This window comes from Thiomonas arsenitoxydans (assembly GCF_000253115.1).
Lineage (GTDB): Bacteria > Pseudomonadota > Gammaproteobacteria > Burkholderiales > Burkholderiaceae_C > Thiomonas > Thiomonas arsenitoxydans.
In genome coordinates this window covers 2,200,003-2,213,895 of record NC_014145.1, presented here as the reverse complement: position 1 = coordinate 2,213,895, position 13,893 = coordinate 2,200,003, and the positions used below count along the sequence as shown (strand labels likewise).

Annotated in this window: 16 protein-coding genes; 9 read left to right on the top strand and 7 right to left on the bottom strand. The window is 63.5% G+C overall.

The genetic code is table 11. The features are described 5' to 3' along the window. The first annotated feature begins 139 nt into the window (after positions 1-139). Entirely contained in the window at positions 140-1,462 is a 1,323-nt protein-coding gene (locus THI_RS10380) for a sensor domain-containing diguanylate cyclase (protein ID WP_141130575.1), read from the top strand. Between the two features lie 18 nt (positions 1,463-1,480). Here THI_RS10380 and THI_RS10375 read toward each other — a convergent pair whose 3' ends face one another. The 7 genes from THI_RS10375 to THI_RS10345 all read right to left on the bottom strand — a co-directional run bounded on the left by THI_RS10375 (position 1,481) and on the right by THI_RS10345 (position 6,621). Beyond that, the gene (locus THI_RS10375; RefSeq protein WP_013106208.1) at positions 1,481-2,083 is read right to left on the bottom strand and encodes a LysE/ArgO family amino acid transporter; all 603 of its coding nucleotides are present in this window, start codon (positions 2,081-2,083) and stop codon (positions 1,481-1,483) included. Between the two features lie 511 nt (positions 2,084-2,594). Then, positions 2,595-3,059: a VOC family protein gene (locus THI_RS10370; RefSeq protein WP_013106207.1), complete on the bottom strand. Its 465-nt coding sequence runs from the start codon at positions 3,057-3,059 to the stop codon at positions 2,595-2,597. Between the two features lie 95 nt (positions 3,060-3,154). Beyond that, on the bottom strand, positions 3,155-3,658 hold the full coding sequence (locus tag THI_RS10365) for a GlcG/HbpS family heme-binding protein (protein ID WP_013106206.1): 504 nt from the start codon (positions 3,656-3,658) through the stop codon (positions 3,155-3,157). Between the two features lie 157 nt (positions 3,659-3,815). Continuing rightward, positions 3,816-5,117 carry an arsenic transporter gene (locus tag THI_RS10360; RefSeq protein ID WP_013106205.1) on the bottom strand — a complete coding sequence of 434 codons (1,302 nt, stop codon included), beginning with the start codon at positions 5,115-5,117 and terminating at the stop codon, positions 3,816-3,818. Positions 5,118-5,203: 86 nt separating this feature from the next. Further along, on the bottom strand, positions 5,204-5,752 hold the full coding sequence (locus THI_RS10355) for an arsenate reductase ArsC (RefSeq protein WP_013106204.1): 549 nt from the start codon (positions 5,750-5,752) through the stop codon (positions 5,204-5,206). 24 nt (positions 5,753-5,776) lie between these two features. Further along, entirely contained in the window at positions 5,777-6,271 is a 495-nt protein-coding gene (locus tag THI_RS10350) for an ArsI/CadI family heavy metal resistance metalloenzyme (RefSeq protein WP_013106203.1), read from the bottom strand. Continuing rightward, positions 6,268-6,621, bottom strand: coding sequence for an ArsR/SmtB family transcription factor (locus tag THI_RS10345; protein ID WP_013106202.1), 354 nt, complete (start codon positions 6,619-6,621; stop codon positions 6,268-6,270). The genes THI_RS10350 and THI_RS10345 overlap by 4 nt, the downstream gene beginning before the upstream one ends. Positions 6,622-6,829: 208 nt before the next feature. Here THI_RS10345 and THI_RS10340 point away from each other — a divergent pair, with 208 nt between their 5' ends. The 8 genes from THI_RS10340 to THI_RS10305 all read left to right on the top strand — a co-directional run bounded on the left by THI_RS10340 (position 6,830) and on the right by THI_RS10305 (position 13,844). Then, positions 6,830-7,381 (top strand): phasin family protein, encoded by a 552-nt coding sequence (locus tag THI_RS10340; protein WP_013106201.1) that lies wholly within the window; start codon positions 6,830-6,832, stop codon positions 7,379-7,381. Positions 7,382-7,421: 40 nt separating this feature from the next. Further along, on the top strand, positions 7,422-7,784 hold the full coding sequence (locus tag THI_RS10335) for a carboxymuconolactone decarboxylase family protein (RefSeq protein WP_013106200.1): 363 nt from the start codon (positions 7,422-7,424) through the stop codon (positions 7,782-7,784). A gap of 3 nt (positions 7,785-7,787) precedes the next feature. Then, the gene (locus THI_RS10330; RefSeq protein ID WP_013106199.1) at positions 7,788-8,060 is read left to right on the top strand and encodes a hypothetical protein; all 273 of its coding nucleotides are present in this window, start codon (positions 7,788-7,790) and stop codon (positions 8,058-8,060) included. Position 8,061: 1 nt separating this feature from the next. Beyond that, positions 8,062-8,856: a polyphosphate kinase 2 gene (ppk2, locus tag THI_RS10325; protein ID WP_013106198.1), complete on the top strand. Its 795-nt coding sequence runs from the start codon at positions 8,062-8,064 to the stop codon at positions 8,854-8,856. Between the two features lie 11 nt (positions 8,857-8,867). Then, positions 8,868-10,394, top strand: a complete 1,527-nt coding sequence (locus THI_RS10320; RefSeq protein ID WP_013106197.1) for an MFS transporter — start codon at positions 8,868-8,870, stop codon at positions 10,392-10,394. Further along, on the top strand, positions 10,391-12,895 hold the full coding sequence (locus THI_RS10315; RefSeq protein ID WP_013106196.1) for a plasma-membrane proton-efflux P-type ATPase: 2,505 nt from the start codon (positions 10,391-10,393) through the stop codon (positions 12,893-12,895). Before THI_RS10320 ends, THI_RS10315 begins: the two co-directional genes overlap by 4 nt. Positions 12,896-12,956: 61 nt before the next feature. Beyond that, on the top strand, positions 12,957-13,343 hold the full coding sequence (locus THI_RS10310) for a hypothetical protein (protein WP_013106195.1): 387 nt from the start codon (positions 12,957-12,959) through the stop codon (positions 13,341-13,343). Between the two features lie 51 nt (positions 13,344-13,394). Then, complete coding sequence (locus THI_RS10305) at positions 13,395-13,844, top strand: universal stress protein (RefSeq protein WP_013106194.1); 450 nt, start codon at positions 13,395-13,397, stop codon at positions 13,842-13,844. The last annotated feature ends 49 nt before the right edge of the window (positions 13,845-13,893 follow it).

The following is a 13,893-nucleotide window of genomic DNA, read 5'->3' as shown; positions in this document are numbered from 1 at the left end:
TGCTTTGATAAATCGCTAAACTCAGCCTCTTTTGCTGCGCAGCGAGGTCGCTCGGCAAAGCGCACGGCAAAGCGAGCGTCAGGTCATCCCGGGCCTGCGCAACGCAACTCTCCGGGATGTCTTGGCTGGGCGATACATCATGGCGTTTGCGGAGCAAGGCGGCCTACCTTCCCTGGAGATTCTGTTTGAGCACATGGCCGATGCGGTGTATCTGCTCGACCCGGTGACGTCCAACATCCTCTGGTGCAACCGCGCGGCCTATGCCGATCTCGGGCTGCAAGCCAGCGAAGTGCTGCATCACTCGGTGCTCAGCCTGCAGAAGGACGTGCAGGGATTGCCGCAGTGGGCCGACATCGCCCAAGTCATCCGCACGGCCGACTGCTACACCTTTGTGGGTCGCCATCGTCACCAGGACGGTGGCGAAATTCCGGTCGAGGTCAACACAACGCACTTTAACCATCAGGGGTGTGACTACTTTCTGTCCGTCGCCCGCAATATCAGCAAGCGGCTGAGCCTGGATGAGGCAAGCAGCACGCGCGACGAGCGGCTGCGTTTTGCTCTCGAACAGGCCATGGACGGGCTGTGGGACTGGAGCCTGCTCACCGACGCGGTCTATTTCAGCCCGCAGCTCAAGCGCATGCTGGGATACGGCCCGCATGAAATGACGCCGCATGTCGAGACCTGGAAACACAACGTCCATCCCGACGACCGCGATCAGGTCATGTCCTTGATCGATCAGCATTTGCGCGGACGGCTGATGCGCTTCGAGGCGGAATACCGTTTGCGCAACCGCAACGGTCATGACATCTGGGTGCATGATCGCGGGCAGGTGTGCGAGCGCGACGCCCAGGGCCGTCCAACCCGTATGGTCGGCATGGTGCAGAACATCACCGACCGCAAGCTGCTGGAGTTGCGGCTGGAAAAAATGGCGAGCATCGACGATCTCACTCAGATTCCCAATCGCCGCTCGGGCATGGCTGCGCTGGACCAGCAGATCGCTTTGAGCGAGCGCAGCGGAGGTCCGCTGAGTGTCGGCGTGCTCGACATCGATACCTTCAAATCGGTCAACGACCGCTTCGGTCATGCCGTGGGAGATGAAGTGCTCTATCGTGTGGCCGTGCTGTTGCGCCAGACCTTGCGCCCGAGTGATTTGGTGTACCGCTCCGGTGGCGAAGAGTTCGTGCTGGTCTTGCCCGCAGCCGGGCGCGAGACCGCTGACGCGATCGCCGCCGATATTCACGCGGCCTTCGAGGCCAAAGACTGGGAAGGTGATCTTGGCGTACCCGACGTGACCGTCAGCATCGGGCTGGCGACTTATCCACAGGATCAGCCGCAGTTGCACAAGCTGCTTGACCAGGCCGATCTGGCGCTGTATCGGGCCAAGGAAATCGGTCGCAATCGCACCTGCCGCGCAGGTGATCTGCTCGCGGCCCCAGCGCCGTCGGTCTCGCCGATCGATTGATTCTTATGCGGATGGCGATCACCCGCCGAGCAACAGCTTGAGGGCCAGCGCGGCCATCGTCAATCCGATCAGCACGTCGAGCACCTTCCAGGTGAAAGGACGCGCAAACACCGGCCGCAACAGCCGCGCGCCATAACCCAGGGCGAAAAAGAACACGAACGAGGCCGACGCCGCACCCGCGCCGAACGCCGCCGTGCGCCCTGGAAACTGGGTGGACACCGAGCCGAGCAAGACCACGGTGTCGAGATAGACGTGCGGGTTCAGAAAGGTGAACGCCAGCAGGGTGGCCAGTGTCTTGCCGAGCGGGCTGGCGCCACCACCGGCCGGCGCCAGCACCGCTGACGAGCGCAGGGCCGCCCGGAAACTGCGCGCCCCATACCAGAGCAGGAACGCGGCTCCCGCGTAACGGCTGAGCGTGGTCAGCCAGGGCGCCCGCGCCACCAGCACATGAAACCCGGACACGCCGATGCCGATGAGCAGCGCATCGGACAGCGCACACACCAGCACCACCCAGAAGATATGTTCCCCCTTCAACCCCTGCTTGAGGACGAAGGCGTTCTGCGCGCCGATGGCGACGATGAGCGACAGACCGAGGGCGAAACCGGAGAGGTAGGCGTGCATAGAAAAATCAGGGGGGAGGGCGCAGGATGAAGGCGCGCATTTTGCTTCCAAGCGGCGAAGGAGACTCGAAATAGGCTGCGCTGTTCATCGGCCTGTCGCAGCAGTCTCTGAAGGAAACGCCGAGCCGCCTCTGCGGGCTCTCCGTAGACTCAGATTCGGCTTTCAATCCCCCGCGGGGCAGGCATTCCGGAGAAATTGATCAGCACAATTCATTGGATAGGCGGGGGATAGACGGAGAAAAGGCGGGGTCGGCAAATCGCCGATGGCCCGTTTGCTGGCCCAGTATGACATCGACCACGAACTGCCTTTTGACGTGTTCGTCCCCGCCACGCGCTGGCCGGATTTGGCCGTCGCTGCGGTCGGGGCCGCGCGCGCAATCAGCGGGGGGCGTAGGTGATGCGTCTTGCGCGGGCGGAATTGCGCCTTGCTGCCGCACCAGCCCGCAGCCCCCGAGGCACGGCGCTGGCCGACACCTCCGATCTGCGCGGCTGATGTTGGCGCGTCTCGTGGTTCAAACTTGCGGGGAGTCGAGCAGAAACAACGGCTCCATGTCTGCGGGCATCTGCGCCAGTTCAGCATCGGTGAGCCGGGCATAGACCTCCAGCAGATAGCCGCTGGGGTCGCGCAGCCACAGTTCGTGCAGCGGCGTGCCGCGCCAGGTGGTGCGCGGGGGCTTGACGACCTCAGCCCCCGCGGCCACGGCGGCATGGTAGGCGTCGATGACTTCGGCCTTGCCCGCCACGCCCAGGCCGAGGTGGTAGAGGCTGTAGGTGTCGAGTGTCTCGCCGCGATCATTGACCAGCAGCACCAGATTGAGGTGCAGCTGCGGCACGATGAAGGTGCTGTAGCGGGCGGTGCGGTCTTTGGGCGACAGGCCAAAAAACGCGGTGTAGAACGCCGTGCTGCGCGCCAGATCGGCCACACGCAGGCTCATGTGGAATTCATGCGCGGCAGGGAATGCAGGTGAGGAAGTCATGGTGGTTTTTCAATTTTGTCCAAAATCAAAATGTTTGCGCGGCGCCAAAGGCAAACCCTGGGGCAAGCCCAGCGCTCAGGATCAGTCGAAACGGCTCAAAACGCCAGATCGCCCTCGATGGCATCCAGCCCGGCTTTGGCGCAGAGGTCATCGTTGGCGCCGCCCGGTGCGCCCGATACCCCGATGGCGCCCACCATCTGTCCGGCCGCATCGATCGGCATGCCGCCGCCGATCATCACCACGCCGGGCAGGTTCTTGATGGCCTGCTCGGCAGAGCCGGGTTTGTTCACCCGCTCCGCCACCGAGCTGGTGGATTCCCGCCAGCTCGCCGCCGTGCGCGCCTTGCCTTCCGCCGCTGCCACGGTGTGCCAGCCGGAGTAGCGGTCGCGCAGCATCACCAACGGCAGCCCCGACGGGTCGGTCACGGCCACCGCCACCTGCCAGCCGCGCTTGACGCATTCGGCCTTGGCGGCTTCGGCGGCCTTGAGCGCAGTTTCCGGCGTGAGGATCTTCTGCGTCCAGGTGGCCGATTCGGCCTGTGCGTTGGCGGCAAGCGTGCTGGCTGCCGCAAGAGTCAAAGCAATGAGGGTTTTGTTCATGGGATTGTGGGTCTGTGAAAAGAGTAAGGAGTAAGGCTCAGGCGCTGATCCAGCTCTCGACCATCGCGCGGCTGTTGGCGCACAAAACCACGCACCTCGGCCTTGCCGGATCGCCAGGCTTGCAGCATGCAGGGGGCGGCTTGGGGGGCGGTCATGGTCAGCCCAAACGCCAGGCCAGCGCCAGCAAGGTGATCAGCAGCACCGGTGTGGTCAGCGCCAGCCCGATGCGCATGTAGTAACCCCAGCCGATGTGCACGCCCTTGCGGTCGAGCACGTGCAGCCACAGCAGCGTGGCCAGGCTGCCGATGGGGGTGAACTTAGGGCCGAGATCGCAGCCGATGACGTGGGCGTAGATCATGGCTTCGCGCACCGCCGGGGCTATGCCCAACGCGTGGTGGATGCCCAGGGCGCCCACCAGGGTCATGGGCATGTTGTTCATCACCGAGGACAGCACCGCGCTGATGAAGCCCGTGCCCACCACCGCGACCACGGTGCCGTGGCGGGCCAGCGCTTCGAGCGCCAGCGCCAGGTAGTCGGTCAGCCCGGCATTGCGCAAGCCATAGACCACGAGGTACATGCCCAGTGAGAACAGCACGATCTGCCACGGCGCGCCCTTGATGACGTGGCGCAGATCGATGACCGCGCCGCGGCCGCCGCGCCACCAGCGCCCGGCCAGGGCCAGCAGCAACAGCGCGGCGATGCCGGTGACCAGCGACACAGGCACCTGCCACGCGGCGGTGACGAAATACGCCACCAGCAGCACGGCCATCACCGGCCAGGTCCAGCGAAACACCAGCGCGTCCTTGATGGCGCTGGATGGCGCTTCGAGCCGGGCGAGGTCGTAGCCCGCGGGAATGTCGCGGCGGAAAAACAGCATCAGCACGACCAGCGTCGCGGCCAGCGCGGCTAGATCGACCGGCACCATCACCGCGGCGTAGCGGTCGAAGGGAATGTTGAAATAGCCCGCGGTGACGATGTTGACCAGGTTGGAAATCACCAGCGGCATCGAGGTGGTGTCGGCGACGAAACCACAGGCCATGACGAACGCCAGCGCCGCTGCCGGACCGAAGCCCAGCGCCAGCAGCATGGCCAGCACGATGGGTGTGAGGATGAGCGCCGCGCCGTCGTTGGCGAAAAACGCCGAAATCACCGCACCCAGCACCACGATCAGCGGAAACAGCCGCCGTCCGCGCCCGCCGCCCCAGCGCGCCACATGCAGCGCGGCCCAGTGAAACACCCCGGTGTCGTCGAGGATGAGCGAGATGATGATCAGCCCGACGAAGGTGAAGGTGGCATCCCAGACGATGTGCCACACCACAGGAATGTCGCCCCAGTTGATCACGCCGAACATCAGCGCGATCGCCGCGCCGCCCAGGGCGCTGTAGCCGATGCCCAGACCGCGCGGCTGCCAGATGACGAACACCAGGGTGAGGATGAAAATGAGCAGGGCGGCAATCATGGGTATGGAATTTTTGTTGGGAAATGGACGCAATCGAAATGCAAACGGCAGGCCGTTCTGCCTGCCGTTGGGCGCGGGGAGAGCGATTATTGAACGACCGGGTCGAGATCGTCTTTGGCGCAGGACTCCGGCAAAGGCATGACCTGGGTCTTGCCGATGTCCACGATTTCCCGCTTGATCGCGGCTGCGTCCAGCCGCTCCAGCGGCAGGCTGATGAAGGCGCGCACCCGGCACATGATCTGGCGGAAGATGGTCTGGAAGGCGCGCCGCTTCTCTTCGTCGCTGCCCTCCACGGCGGCCGGGTCTTCAAAGCCCCAGTGCGCAGTCATCGGGTGTCCGGGCCAGATGGGGCAGGTCTCGCCCGCGGCCTTGTCGCAGACGGTGAAAACAAAATCCATCTGCGGCGCATCGGGCGTGGCGAACTCGTCCCAGCTTTTGCTGCGCAAGGTGTCCGTCGGGTAACCGATGCTTTTGAGCTGTTCGATGGCGTAGGGGTTGACCACCCCGCCCGGATGGCTGCCCGCGCTATAGGCCTTGAAGCGGCCCTTGCCCAGGGTGTTGATCAGCCCCTCGCCCATGATCGAGCGGGCGGAATTGCCGGTGCACAGCACCAATACGTTGTAAACCTTGTCCATGAACATCTCCAAGTGGGTAAAAGATCAGCAGCAGGATGATTTGGAAGCGGAGGCGCCGCCGCAGCATGCCGTCGCCGGGCGCGGCGCCGGTGACGGCACGGCAACCGCCGCAGCAGGCACGCAGCAAGCGCTGCCATCGGGCGACTCATTGAACATGGGAATGGTGTCCAGGGTGTGATAGGTCTCCCAGGCGATGCCGACCGGGTCGTTGGCCCAGTATTTGTCGGAGCGGGCATAGCAGCAGGCGGCGCCGGTTTCTTCGATGAAGCCAGCCTCGGTGGATTCGAGCCGTTGCTGCATCTCCAGCAGTTCCGCATCGCTTTCCACCTGTATGCCCAGATGGTTCAAGCCAGGCGCGGCGCCGCGCTGCGAAATGGCGAAGTTCACCCGCGGGTCGTCGAGCATCCACTTGGCGTAGTCGGCCTTGCGCACCGTGGGCTCGGCGGCGAACAGGCCGGAGTAGAAGCGAATGGCGTCGTCCAGCGCGGGCACGCTGACGTGAACATGAAAGCGTTTCATGGGTGAGTCTCCTCAACAGTTGAGCGTACGGGGGTGGTGCAGTTCGCCTCGACCGGGCCGCAGGGATTGCCGCCGCAGCAGTTGTCGGTGAGGTAGCCGATCAGTTCATTCATGGTGGAAAAGCGCGCGGTGTAAATCACAAAGCGCCCTGACTGGCGAGACTCGACCAAGTCGGCGTGGGCGAGCTCCTTCAGGTGAAACGAGAGCGAGGAGGGTGCAATGGCGGCGAGCTCGGCAATTTTGCCCGCAGCCAGCCCCTCGGGGCCCGCCTGCACCAAGACGCGAAACACGCGCAGACGCGAGTCTTGCGACAGGGCGGCGAGAACAAGCAGCGCGGCTTTTGTTTCCATATTTCAAAGTTTATGGAAACGTGGAAATTAAGGCAAGTGCTTTTTGGGGTCATGCCAGTTTGGCAGGCGGCTGTCTCTGTGCAGTGTGCGATGCAGCAAAATCTGCTTACAGGTATGGCAAATCGGGTCGCACCAACATGATGCAAGTCAAGCTCCCGCTGCTGTGCTGTAGCACACTGCAAACTCACATTCACATTTGGGAGTTGCCATGAATCCGACCGAATCGCTGAAAGACTTGCAGAAGGCCGAGCTGGAAGCCGCCGTTGCGTTGAATCAGGTGCTTTTTCGCGGCTATGAGCAACTGACCCAGTTGCAGATGCAAACCATGCGTCTGATGGCGCAGCAAGCGGCGCAGACGCTGCAATCGGCAGTCGGCAAGGGCGAGGTGCCGTCTGCGCCCGGCGCTGACTGGGCGGATGCCGCGCGCGCAGGGGGCGAAAACGTCATGAGCTACGTCGAGAAATTCGGGCAGATCGCCTCTGCGACCCAGGCCGAAATGACCGAGATCCTGCAGTCCAGACTTGAGCGCCTGCAAAACAGCCTGCACGACAGCCTTGGGCAGAACGCGAGCGCAGCAGCGCCCGCCGGAGTTGAGCCGATGCAGGCCTTGCTGCAAAGCACCATGAACTGGACCACTCAGGCGCTCAACACCCTGCAAGACACGCAGCAGCAGGCGGTCAGGCTGATGAGCGCCCAAGCGCCGAAGCCAACCGCCGCAGCCAGCCGGACGTCGGCTTCATCGGCTGCGCGCCGCAAGTGAGTGTCACTCCATTGAAACCATTGAAACGAAAGGAAGAACCATGACGGAATCCCCCATGCGCGAGCGTCTGCATGAAGTCGAGTCCTTGCTGTCCACGCTCGGCAAAAGCCATCCCAACGAAGTGCAGGCCTTCATGAACTTCATGGGCAAGGCCGAAGCGGGTCCGGCCCTGTCGGGCAAGCAGAAAGAACTGGTCAATGTGGCGCTGTCGGTCGCGGCGCAGTGCGAATGGTGCATCGCGTTTCACGTCAAGCAGGCAGCGCATGCCGGGGCGAAACGCGACGAACTGATCGAGGCCGGGTTCCTGGCGGTGCTCATGCACGGCGGCCCGGCGATGATGTGCATGACGCCCTTGCTCAAGGCGCTCGATGAATTCGGTCTGCCTGCTGCGGTTCAGGTGTAGTGCATGAAACAAGCGCCGTTATCGCCCGAGAAAATGCGGGAGTTTGAAGAGTTCATCTGGCGTGCCATGGGACGGCTGGACGGCAGTGAGTCGCGCGATCTGCTCGACCCCAAGAGCGAACTCGGCCAGATCGCGCGGGCCTACTATGAAGAATTGGCCGAAGGCAAACCTTGGGAGGAGATGGCCGATTACCTCACCCCCGTCGGCAGCGATGCCTTGCCGGAACATCTGCCTGCAGATCCGCCGCTGAAATCTGACCTTGGTTTAGGAGACTGAAATGGGAAAAAACAGCACGCAAGAAAAATCCGCATCCCACCCCGATCACGGTTATGGCAAAACCCTCGAAGCCCTGCAGATCGAGCTGGTCAAATTCCAGAAACACCTCATCGCAAAGGGTGACCGAATTCTCATCCTGCTCGAAGGGCGCGACAGCGCGGGCAAGGACGGCACCATCAAGCGCGTCATCGAGCACCTCTCGCCGCGCGATACCCGCGTGGTGGCGCTGAACAAACCCTCCACCCGCGACGAGTCGGAGTGGTACTTCCAGCGCTATGTGCCTTATCTGCCGGCGGCCGAGGAATTCGTGCTGTTCAACCGCAGTTGGTACAACCGCGCCGGGGTGGAGTGGGTGATGGGTTTTTGCACCGAGGCGCAGTACGAGGAGTTCATGGAGACGGTGCCGACGTTCGAGCAGATGCTGGTGCGCTCGGGCATTCAACTGTTCAAGTACTACCTCGACATCGACAAGGCCGAACAGAAGCAGCGCCTCAAGGATCGGCTCACCGATCCGCTCAAGCAGTGGAAGATGAGCCCGATCGACGCTGCCGCGCAAAAGCATTGGAAGGGCTACAGCACCGCCCGCAACGCCATGTTCGCCCGCACGCACACGCCCACTGCCCCGTGGACCATCGTGCGCGCCAATGACAAAAAACAGGCGCGGCTCAACCTCATCATGGATCTGCTGACCCGGCTGGATTACAAGGACAAGGATCACGCCTTGCTCTGCCCCGATCCCGACGTGGTGTTCAACTACACCCACGACGCGGTGGAGCAAGGCCGCGTGGCGGCCTGAAGGCCGGGCGCATGGCAACCGCCATCCAGGCCGAGTCGCAGGGCGCTGCCGTTCACCCCGATCACGCGCAGATCATCGCGCTGCTCGATGCGGCGCCCATGCGCTTGCCGCATGATCTGGCCTGGGCGCTGGCCAGCGGGGGCACGCTGATCGACGGTCTCTCGGTGTTCATGCTGGGCATGGCCATCCCGCTGCTGGCAGTGGGCTTGGATTTTTCGGCGCTGCAAACCGGGCTGCTCGGCGCGGCGCTGGTGGCCGGGGCCATCGGCGGCGCGGCGTGTGGCGGTCGGCTAGCCGACCGCTATGGCCGCAAATCGGTGTTTCTGATCGACATGGTCATTCTGGCCGTCGCTGCGGGCTTCAGCGCGCTGACCTGGAATGCCTGGGGGCTGATCGCCGCGCAATTCGTGGTGGGTGTGGGCATCGGCATGGATTTCCCGGTCAGCGGCAGTTATGTGGCCGAATGCATGCCGCACGAGAAGCGCAGCCGCATGATGGTGGCCACCATCGCCTGCCAGTCGGTCGGCCTCATCGTCGCGGCGCTGCTGGCCTTGGCACTGCTGCATCTTGTGCCTGAGCCGGGAGTCTGGCGCTGGTTCTTCGCCACGGAAATGCTGCTTGCGCTGCTGTTTTTGCTGGGGCGGCTGAATCTGCCGGAAAGCCCGCGCTGGCTGATCGGGCAGGGCCGCAACCGCGAAGCGGTGCACATGCTCGAACGCTTCGTACCCTCGGACCGCCGCCAGCTCGAACGCATGGCCTCGCGCCTGGGCGATACGGTGCATTACGTCGCGCGCGTGCCGCAGTCGGCCAATCCACAGGGCTACGGTCTGCTATTTCATCCGGCCTACCTGCGCAGCACTCTGCTGAGCACCGTCCCCTGGTTTTTGATGGATATCGCGACCTATGGCGTGGGGCTGTTCACCGCCGTGCTGCTGGCGCAGATGCATGTGGCGGGCGAGGGGCTGACATTGATTCCTCATGTGGCAGCACTGGCACGCGGCACGGGGCTGATCGATGTGTTTTTGCTGCTCGGCTTTGTCATCGGCCTGTGGGCGGTGGCGAAGTTCGGGCGCATTCGCATGCAGCTCATCGGCTTTGGCGGCATGGCCTTCGGCATGGCGGCGTTGTGGTTGAGTACCGTGCTCGCCGGGGGCGATGCGGCGCATGCGGGGCTGGTGTTCTTCGGCTTTGTGGTGTTCAACCTGTTCATGAATATGGGGCCGAACAGCACCACCTACATCCTGCCCACCGAGCTGTACCCCACGCAGTTGCGCGCCACGGGCGCGGGCTTTGCTGCTTCGGTCGCCAAGGTGGGCGCCACGCTCGGGGTGTTCACCTTGCCGCTGATCAAGTCTTCCCTGGGCGTGCCGATGGTGCTGGCCCTGATGGCGGGGGTGAGCCTGCTCGGGCTCCTCAGCACCTGGGCGTTCAGCATGTACGGCCATGGCCTCACGCTCGAACAGCATCAAACCCAGACCTTGCCGAGGCGCCGCCCCAAGGCTGCACTGCTCGCATCCCCAACAGAGGGTAGAACATGAATCCGTCGAATCCAACACTTGATGCCAAGGCGGTTGCCGCGATGTCGGCCGACGCGCTGCTGCAATCTCTGCACAGCAAGGCGGGCGGCCTCACCCAGACCGAAGCCGCGCAGCGTCTGGCGCAGGGCGGCCCCAACAGCCTGCCGGAGCAGCATGTCAGCCTGCTCATGCGTCTGCTGCGCTATTTCTGGGGGCCGATTCCGTGGATGATCGAGGTCGCCGCGCTGCTCTCGGCGCTGGTGCGGCACTGGCCGGATTTCATCATCATCGTGCTGCTGCTGCTGTTCAACGCGGGTATCGGTTTCTGGCAGGAGTTCAAGGCCAGTAGCGCGCTCGATGCGCTGAAAAAGCAGCTTGCGCTCAAGTGCCGCGTCAAGCGCGATGGTCAGTGGACGCAGATCGACACCGCGCAGCTCGTGCCCGGCGATGTGGTGCGCGTGCGTCTGGGTGACATTCTTCCGGCCGACCTCAAGCTGATCGCGGGCGACTACCTCAGCGTCGATCAGTCGGCGCTCACCGGCGAGTCGCTGCCGGTCAGCCGCAAGCTGGGCGAGGTGGTGTATTCCGGCTCCATTGCCAAGCAGGGCGAGATGGTCGGCGTGGTCTATGCCACGGGGGTCAACACTTATCTGGGCAAGACCGCGCAACTGGTGCAGAAGGCCGGCGCGGTGTCGCACTTCCAGAAGGCCGTGCTCAATATCGGCGACTACCTCATCTACGTCAGCCTTGGGCTGGTGGCGATTCTGGTGCTGGTCGAACTGCAGCGCGGTCTGCCGTGGATCGACCTGCTGCAATTCGCCCTCATTCTCACCGTGGCCTCGATTCCGGTGGCCATGCCTGCGGTGCTGTCGGTGACCATGGCGCTGGGCGCGCTGGCGCTCTCGAAAGAAAAGGCCATCGTCTCGCGGCTGGAATCCATCGAGGAACTGGCCGCGGTGGATGTGCTGTGCTCCGACAAAACCGGCACGCTCACGCAGAACAAGCTCACCCTGGGCGATCCGCTGCTGCTGGCCGTGCCCGATGCCGCCACGCTGAACCTGCACGCGGCGCTCGCCAGCCAGCCCGACAACGGCGACGCCATCGATCAGGCGGTGTACGCCGCGCAGCCCGTGCCGAGCACTACGCCCGCCGGTTTCACCGCCGCCGGCTTCACCCCCTTCGACCCGGTGGGCAAGCGCAGCGAAGGCCGCTGGACCGACGCGCAGGGCGCGCCGCTCGCCGCCACCAAGGGCGCGCCGCAGGTCATTCTCGATCTGTGCAAGCTTAACGCCGATGTGCGCAGCAAAGCCGACGCCTGGATCGACGCCCAGGCCGCCAAAGGGCTGCGCACCCTTGGCGTGGCGAGCAAGACTGGTGACGACGTGTGGCAACTCGATGGGCTGCTCTCGCTGTTCGACCCGCCGCGCAGCGACTCCAGACAAACCATCGCCGACGCCCGCAGCCACGGCCTGGCGGTAAAGATGGTCACCGGCGACAACGTGGCGATTGCCCGCGAAATCGGCGGGCAGCTCGGTATCGGCACGCAGATCGTGGCCGCGGGCGATGTGTTCGATGCCGACAAGCAGCAGCCGGGCGTGAGTCTGGCCGACCAGATCGATGCCGCCGACGGCTTCGCCCAGGTCTTCCCCGAACACAAATACGGCATCGTCAAGGCGCTGCAGGACGCCGGGCATCGCGTGGCCATGACCGGCGACGGCGTCAACGATGCCCCCGCGCTGAAACAGGCCGATGTGGGCATCGCCGTCTCGGGCGCCACCGACGCGGCGCGCGCGGCCGCCGCGCTCATTCTCACCGCGCCGGGGCTGTCCACCATCGTCAAGGCGGTAGAAGAGGCGCGGCGCATTTTCGAGCGCATGAACAGCTACGCCATCTACCGCATCACCGAAACCATCCGCATCATGGTGTTCGTGGTGGCGGCCATGCTCGCCTACAACTTCTATCCGATCACCGCGGTGATGATCATTCTGCTGGCCTTCTTCAACGACGTGCCCATCATGACCATCGCCTACGACCGCACTGCGGTCGATGCCCAGCCGGTGCGCTGGGACATGCGCCGCGTCATCACCGTTTCCACCGTGCTGGGTCTGATCGGCGTGGGCGAAACCCTGCTGCTGCTGTGGTTCGCGCATGAAGTGATGAAGCTCGACATGGGCAGCATCCAGACTTTCATCTTCCTCAAACTGGCGGTCTCCGGGCATCTCACGCTGTTTGTCGCGCGCAGCAGAAAAGCCTTCTGGAAAAAGCCCTGGCCGTCACCCGCTTTGCTGTGGTCGGCCATTCTCACCAAGGCGCTGGCGACGCTGTTCGTGGTGTTTCCCCTGGGGCTGATCGCGCCCATCAGTTGGTCGGCGGTCGGGTTGATCTGGGTCTATTGCGTGTTCTGGGCTTTCGTCGAAGACCAGGCCAAGCTGGCGGTCTATCGCCACTTCGATCGCAGCACGCCGCGGCACCTTAGTTTTTTGCATCTGCTCAAACAGCGCACATTCAAGCCAGGTCAATGAAATGGCGGGTGAGCGCTGCTAATGTTGTTCTTGTCTATTCACTTTCAAAGGGAGTTTCATCATGGCACATCGTCATGCAGTAGTTTGGGTCGATCATGCTCAGGCTCGCGTGCTGTTCATCGATCCGGCGGATATCGAAAAATCCATCATCATGCCCAAGGAGCATCCGCACCTGCACGTCATGAGCGGCACGATCGGCAGCGGCAAGGCGCCGGAAGACCAGCACTTCTATCACAAGGTGGCGCAAGCCCTGGTCGGCGTTCCCGAGGTGCTCATCACCGGCCCTGGGCAGGCCAAGCTGGCTTTGTTCAAGCATCTGCAGCAGCATGACCCCGCTGTGGCCGAGCATGTGCTGGGTCTGGAGTCGGCTGATCATCCGACCGACGCTCAGCTCGTCGCTCACGCCCGGCATTACTTCAAAGCCAAAGACCAGATGCTCGGCATTTGATGGGGTTTCCGCTCTTTTTGTGTTCCTGTTCTATTCACCCGACGAGGCATCATGTCCACCTACAAAAAAATCCTGGTTCCCATAGACGCCAGCCAGACCGCGCAATCGGCCGCGGCCCAGGCCGCAGCCTTGGCGCGCGACCAGCAGGCAGCCATTCGCTTCGTGGTGGTGGTGGAGGCGAACGGACTGCTGAGTTCCTCCCCGGAATTTCTCAATGTGCTGGGCAACGATGCCCGGCTATTGCTAGACCGCTGGGTGAATGAAGCCCGCGCTCCGGGTATGGACGTCAGCTCCGCCGTGGTGGAAACCACGCAGGCCTTGCCGCGCGTGGCCGATGCCATCCTCGCGGAAGGGCATCGTTGGGGCGCCGATCTGATCGTCATCGGCAGTCATGGCCGCAGCGGCGTACGTCGCATGATTCTGGGCAGCGTGGCCGAAGGCGTGTCGCAGCGCAGCACTGTTCCGGTATTGATCGTCCACGCAGGCGAACCCAAGGTTTGATTTGACCAACACGCGGCGCACCTTTGGTCACAACCTTTCGGAAAGGGCT

Excerpts from the sequence above, each read along its gene's own strand:
- THI_RS10380 (WP_141130575.1), top strand. The coding sequence starts at position 140 with ATGGCGTTTGCGGAGCAAGGCGGCCTACCTTCCCTGGAGATTCTGTTT.
- THI_RS10375 (WP_013106208.1), bottom strand. The coding sequence starts at position 2,083 with ATGCACGCCTACCTCTCCGGTTTCGCCCTCGGTCTGTCGCTCATCGTC.
- THI_RS10370 (WP_013106207.1), bottom strand. The coding sequence starts at position 3,059 with ATGACTTCCTCACCTGCATTCCCTGCCGCGCATGAATTCCACATGAGC.
- THI_RS10365 (WP_013106206.1), bottom strand. The coding sequence starts at position 3,658 with ATGAACAAAACCCTCATTGCTTTGACTCTTGCGGCAGCCAGCACGCTT.
- THI_RS10360 (WP_013106205.1), bottom strand. The coding sequence starts at position 5,117 with ATGATTGCCGCCCTGCTCATTTTCATCCTCACCCTGGTGTTCGTCATC.
- THI_RS10355 (WP_013106204.1), bottom strand. The coding sequence starts at position 5,752 with ATGGACAAGGTTTACAACGTATTGGTGCTGTGCACCGGCAATTCCGCC.
- THI_RS10350 (WP_013106203.1), bottom strand. The coding sequence starts at position 6,271 with ATGAAACGCTTTCATGTTCACGTCAGCGTGCCCGCGCTGGACGACGCC.
- THI_RS10345 (WP_013106202.1), bottom strand. The coding sequence starts at position 6,621 with ATGGAAACAAAAGCCGCGCTGCTTGTTCTCGCCGCCCTGTCGCAAGAC.
- THI_RS10340 (WP_013106201.1), top strand. The coding sequence starts at position 6,830 with ATGAATCCGACCGAATCGCTGAAAGACTTGCAGAAGGCCGAGCTGGAA.
- THI_RS10335 (WP_013106200.1), top strand. The coding sequence starts at position 7,422 with ATGACGGAATCCCCCATGCGCGAGCGTCTGCATGAAGTCGAGTCCTTG.
- THI_RS10330 (WP_013106199.1), top strand. The coding sequence starts at position 7,788 with ATGAAACAAGCGCCGTTATCGCCCGAGAAAATGCGGGAGTTTGAAGAG.
- ppk2 (WP_013106198.1), top strand. The coding sequence starts at position 8,062 with ATGGGAAAAAACAGCACGCAAGAAAAATCCGCATCCCACCCCGATCAC.
- THI_RS10320 (WP_013106197.1), top strand. The coding sequence starts at position 8,868 with ATGGCAACCGCCATCCAGGCCGAGTCGCAGGGCGCTGCCGTTCACCCC.
- THI_RS10315 (WP_013106196.1), top strand. The coding sequence starts at position 10,391 with ATGAATCCGTCGAATCCAACACTTGATGCCAAGGCGGTTGCCGCGATG.
- THI_RS10310 (WP_013106195.1), top strand. The coding sequence starts at position 12,957 with ATGGCACATCGTCATGCAGTAGTTTGGGTCGATCATGCTCAGGCTCGC.
- THI_RS10305 (WP_013106194.1), top strand. The coding sequence starts at position 13,395 with ATGTCCACCTACAAAAAAATCCTGGTTCCCATAGACGCCAGCCAGACC.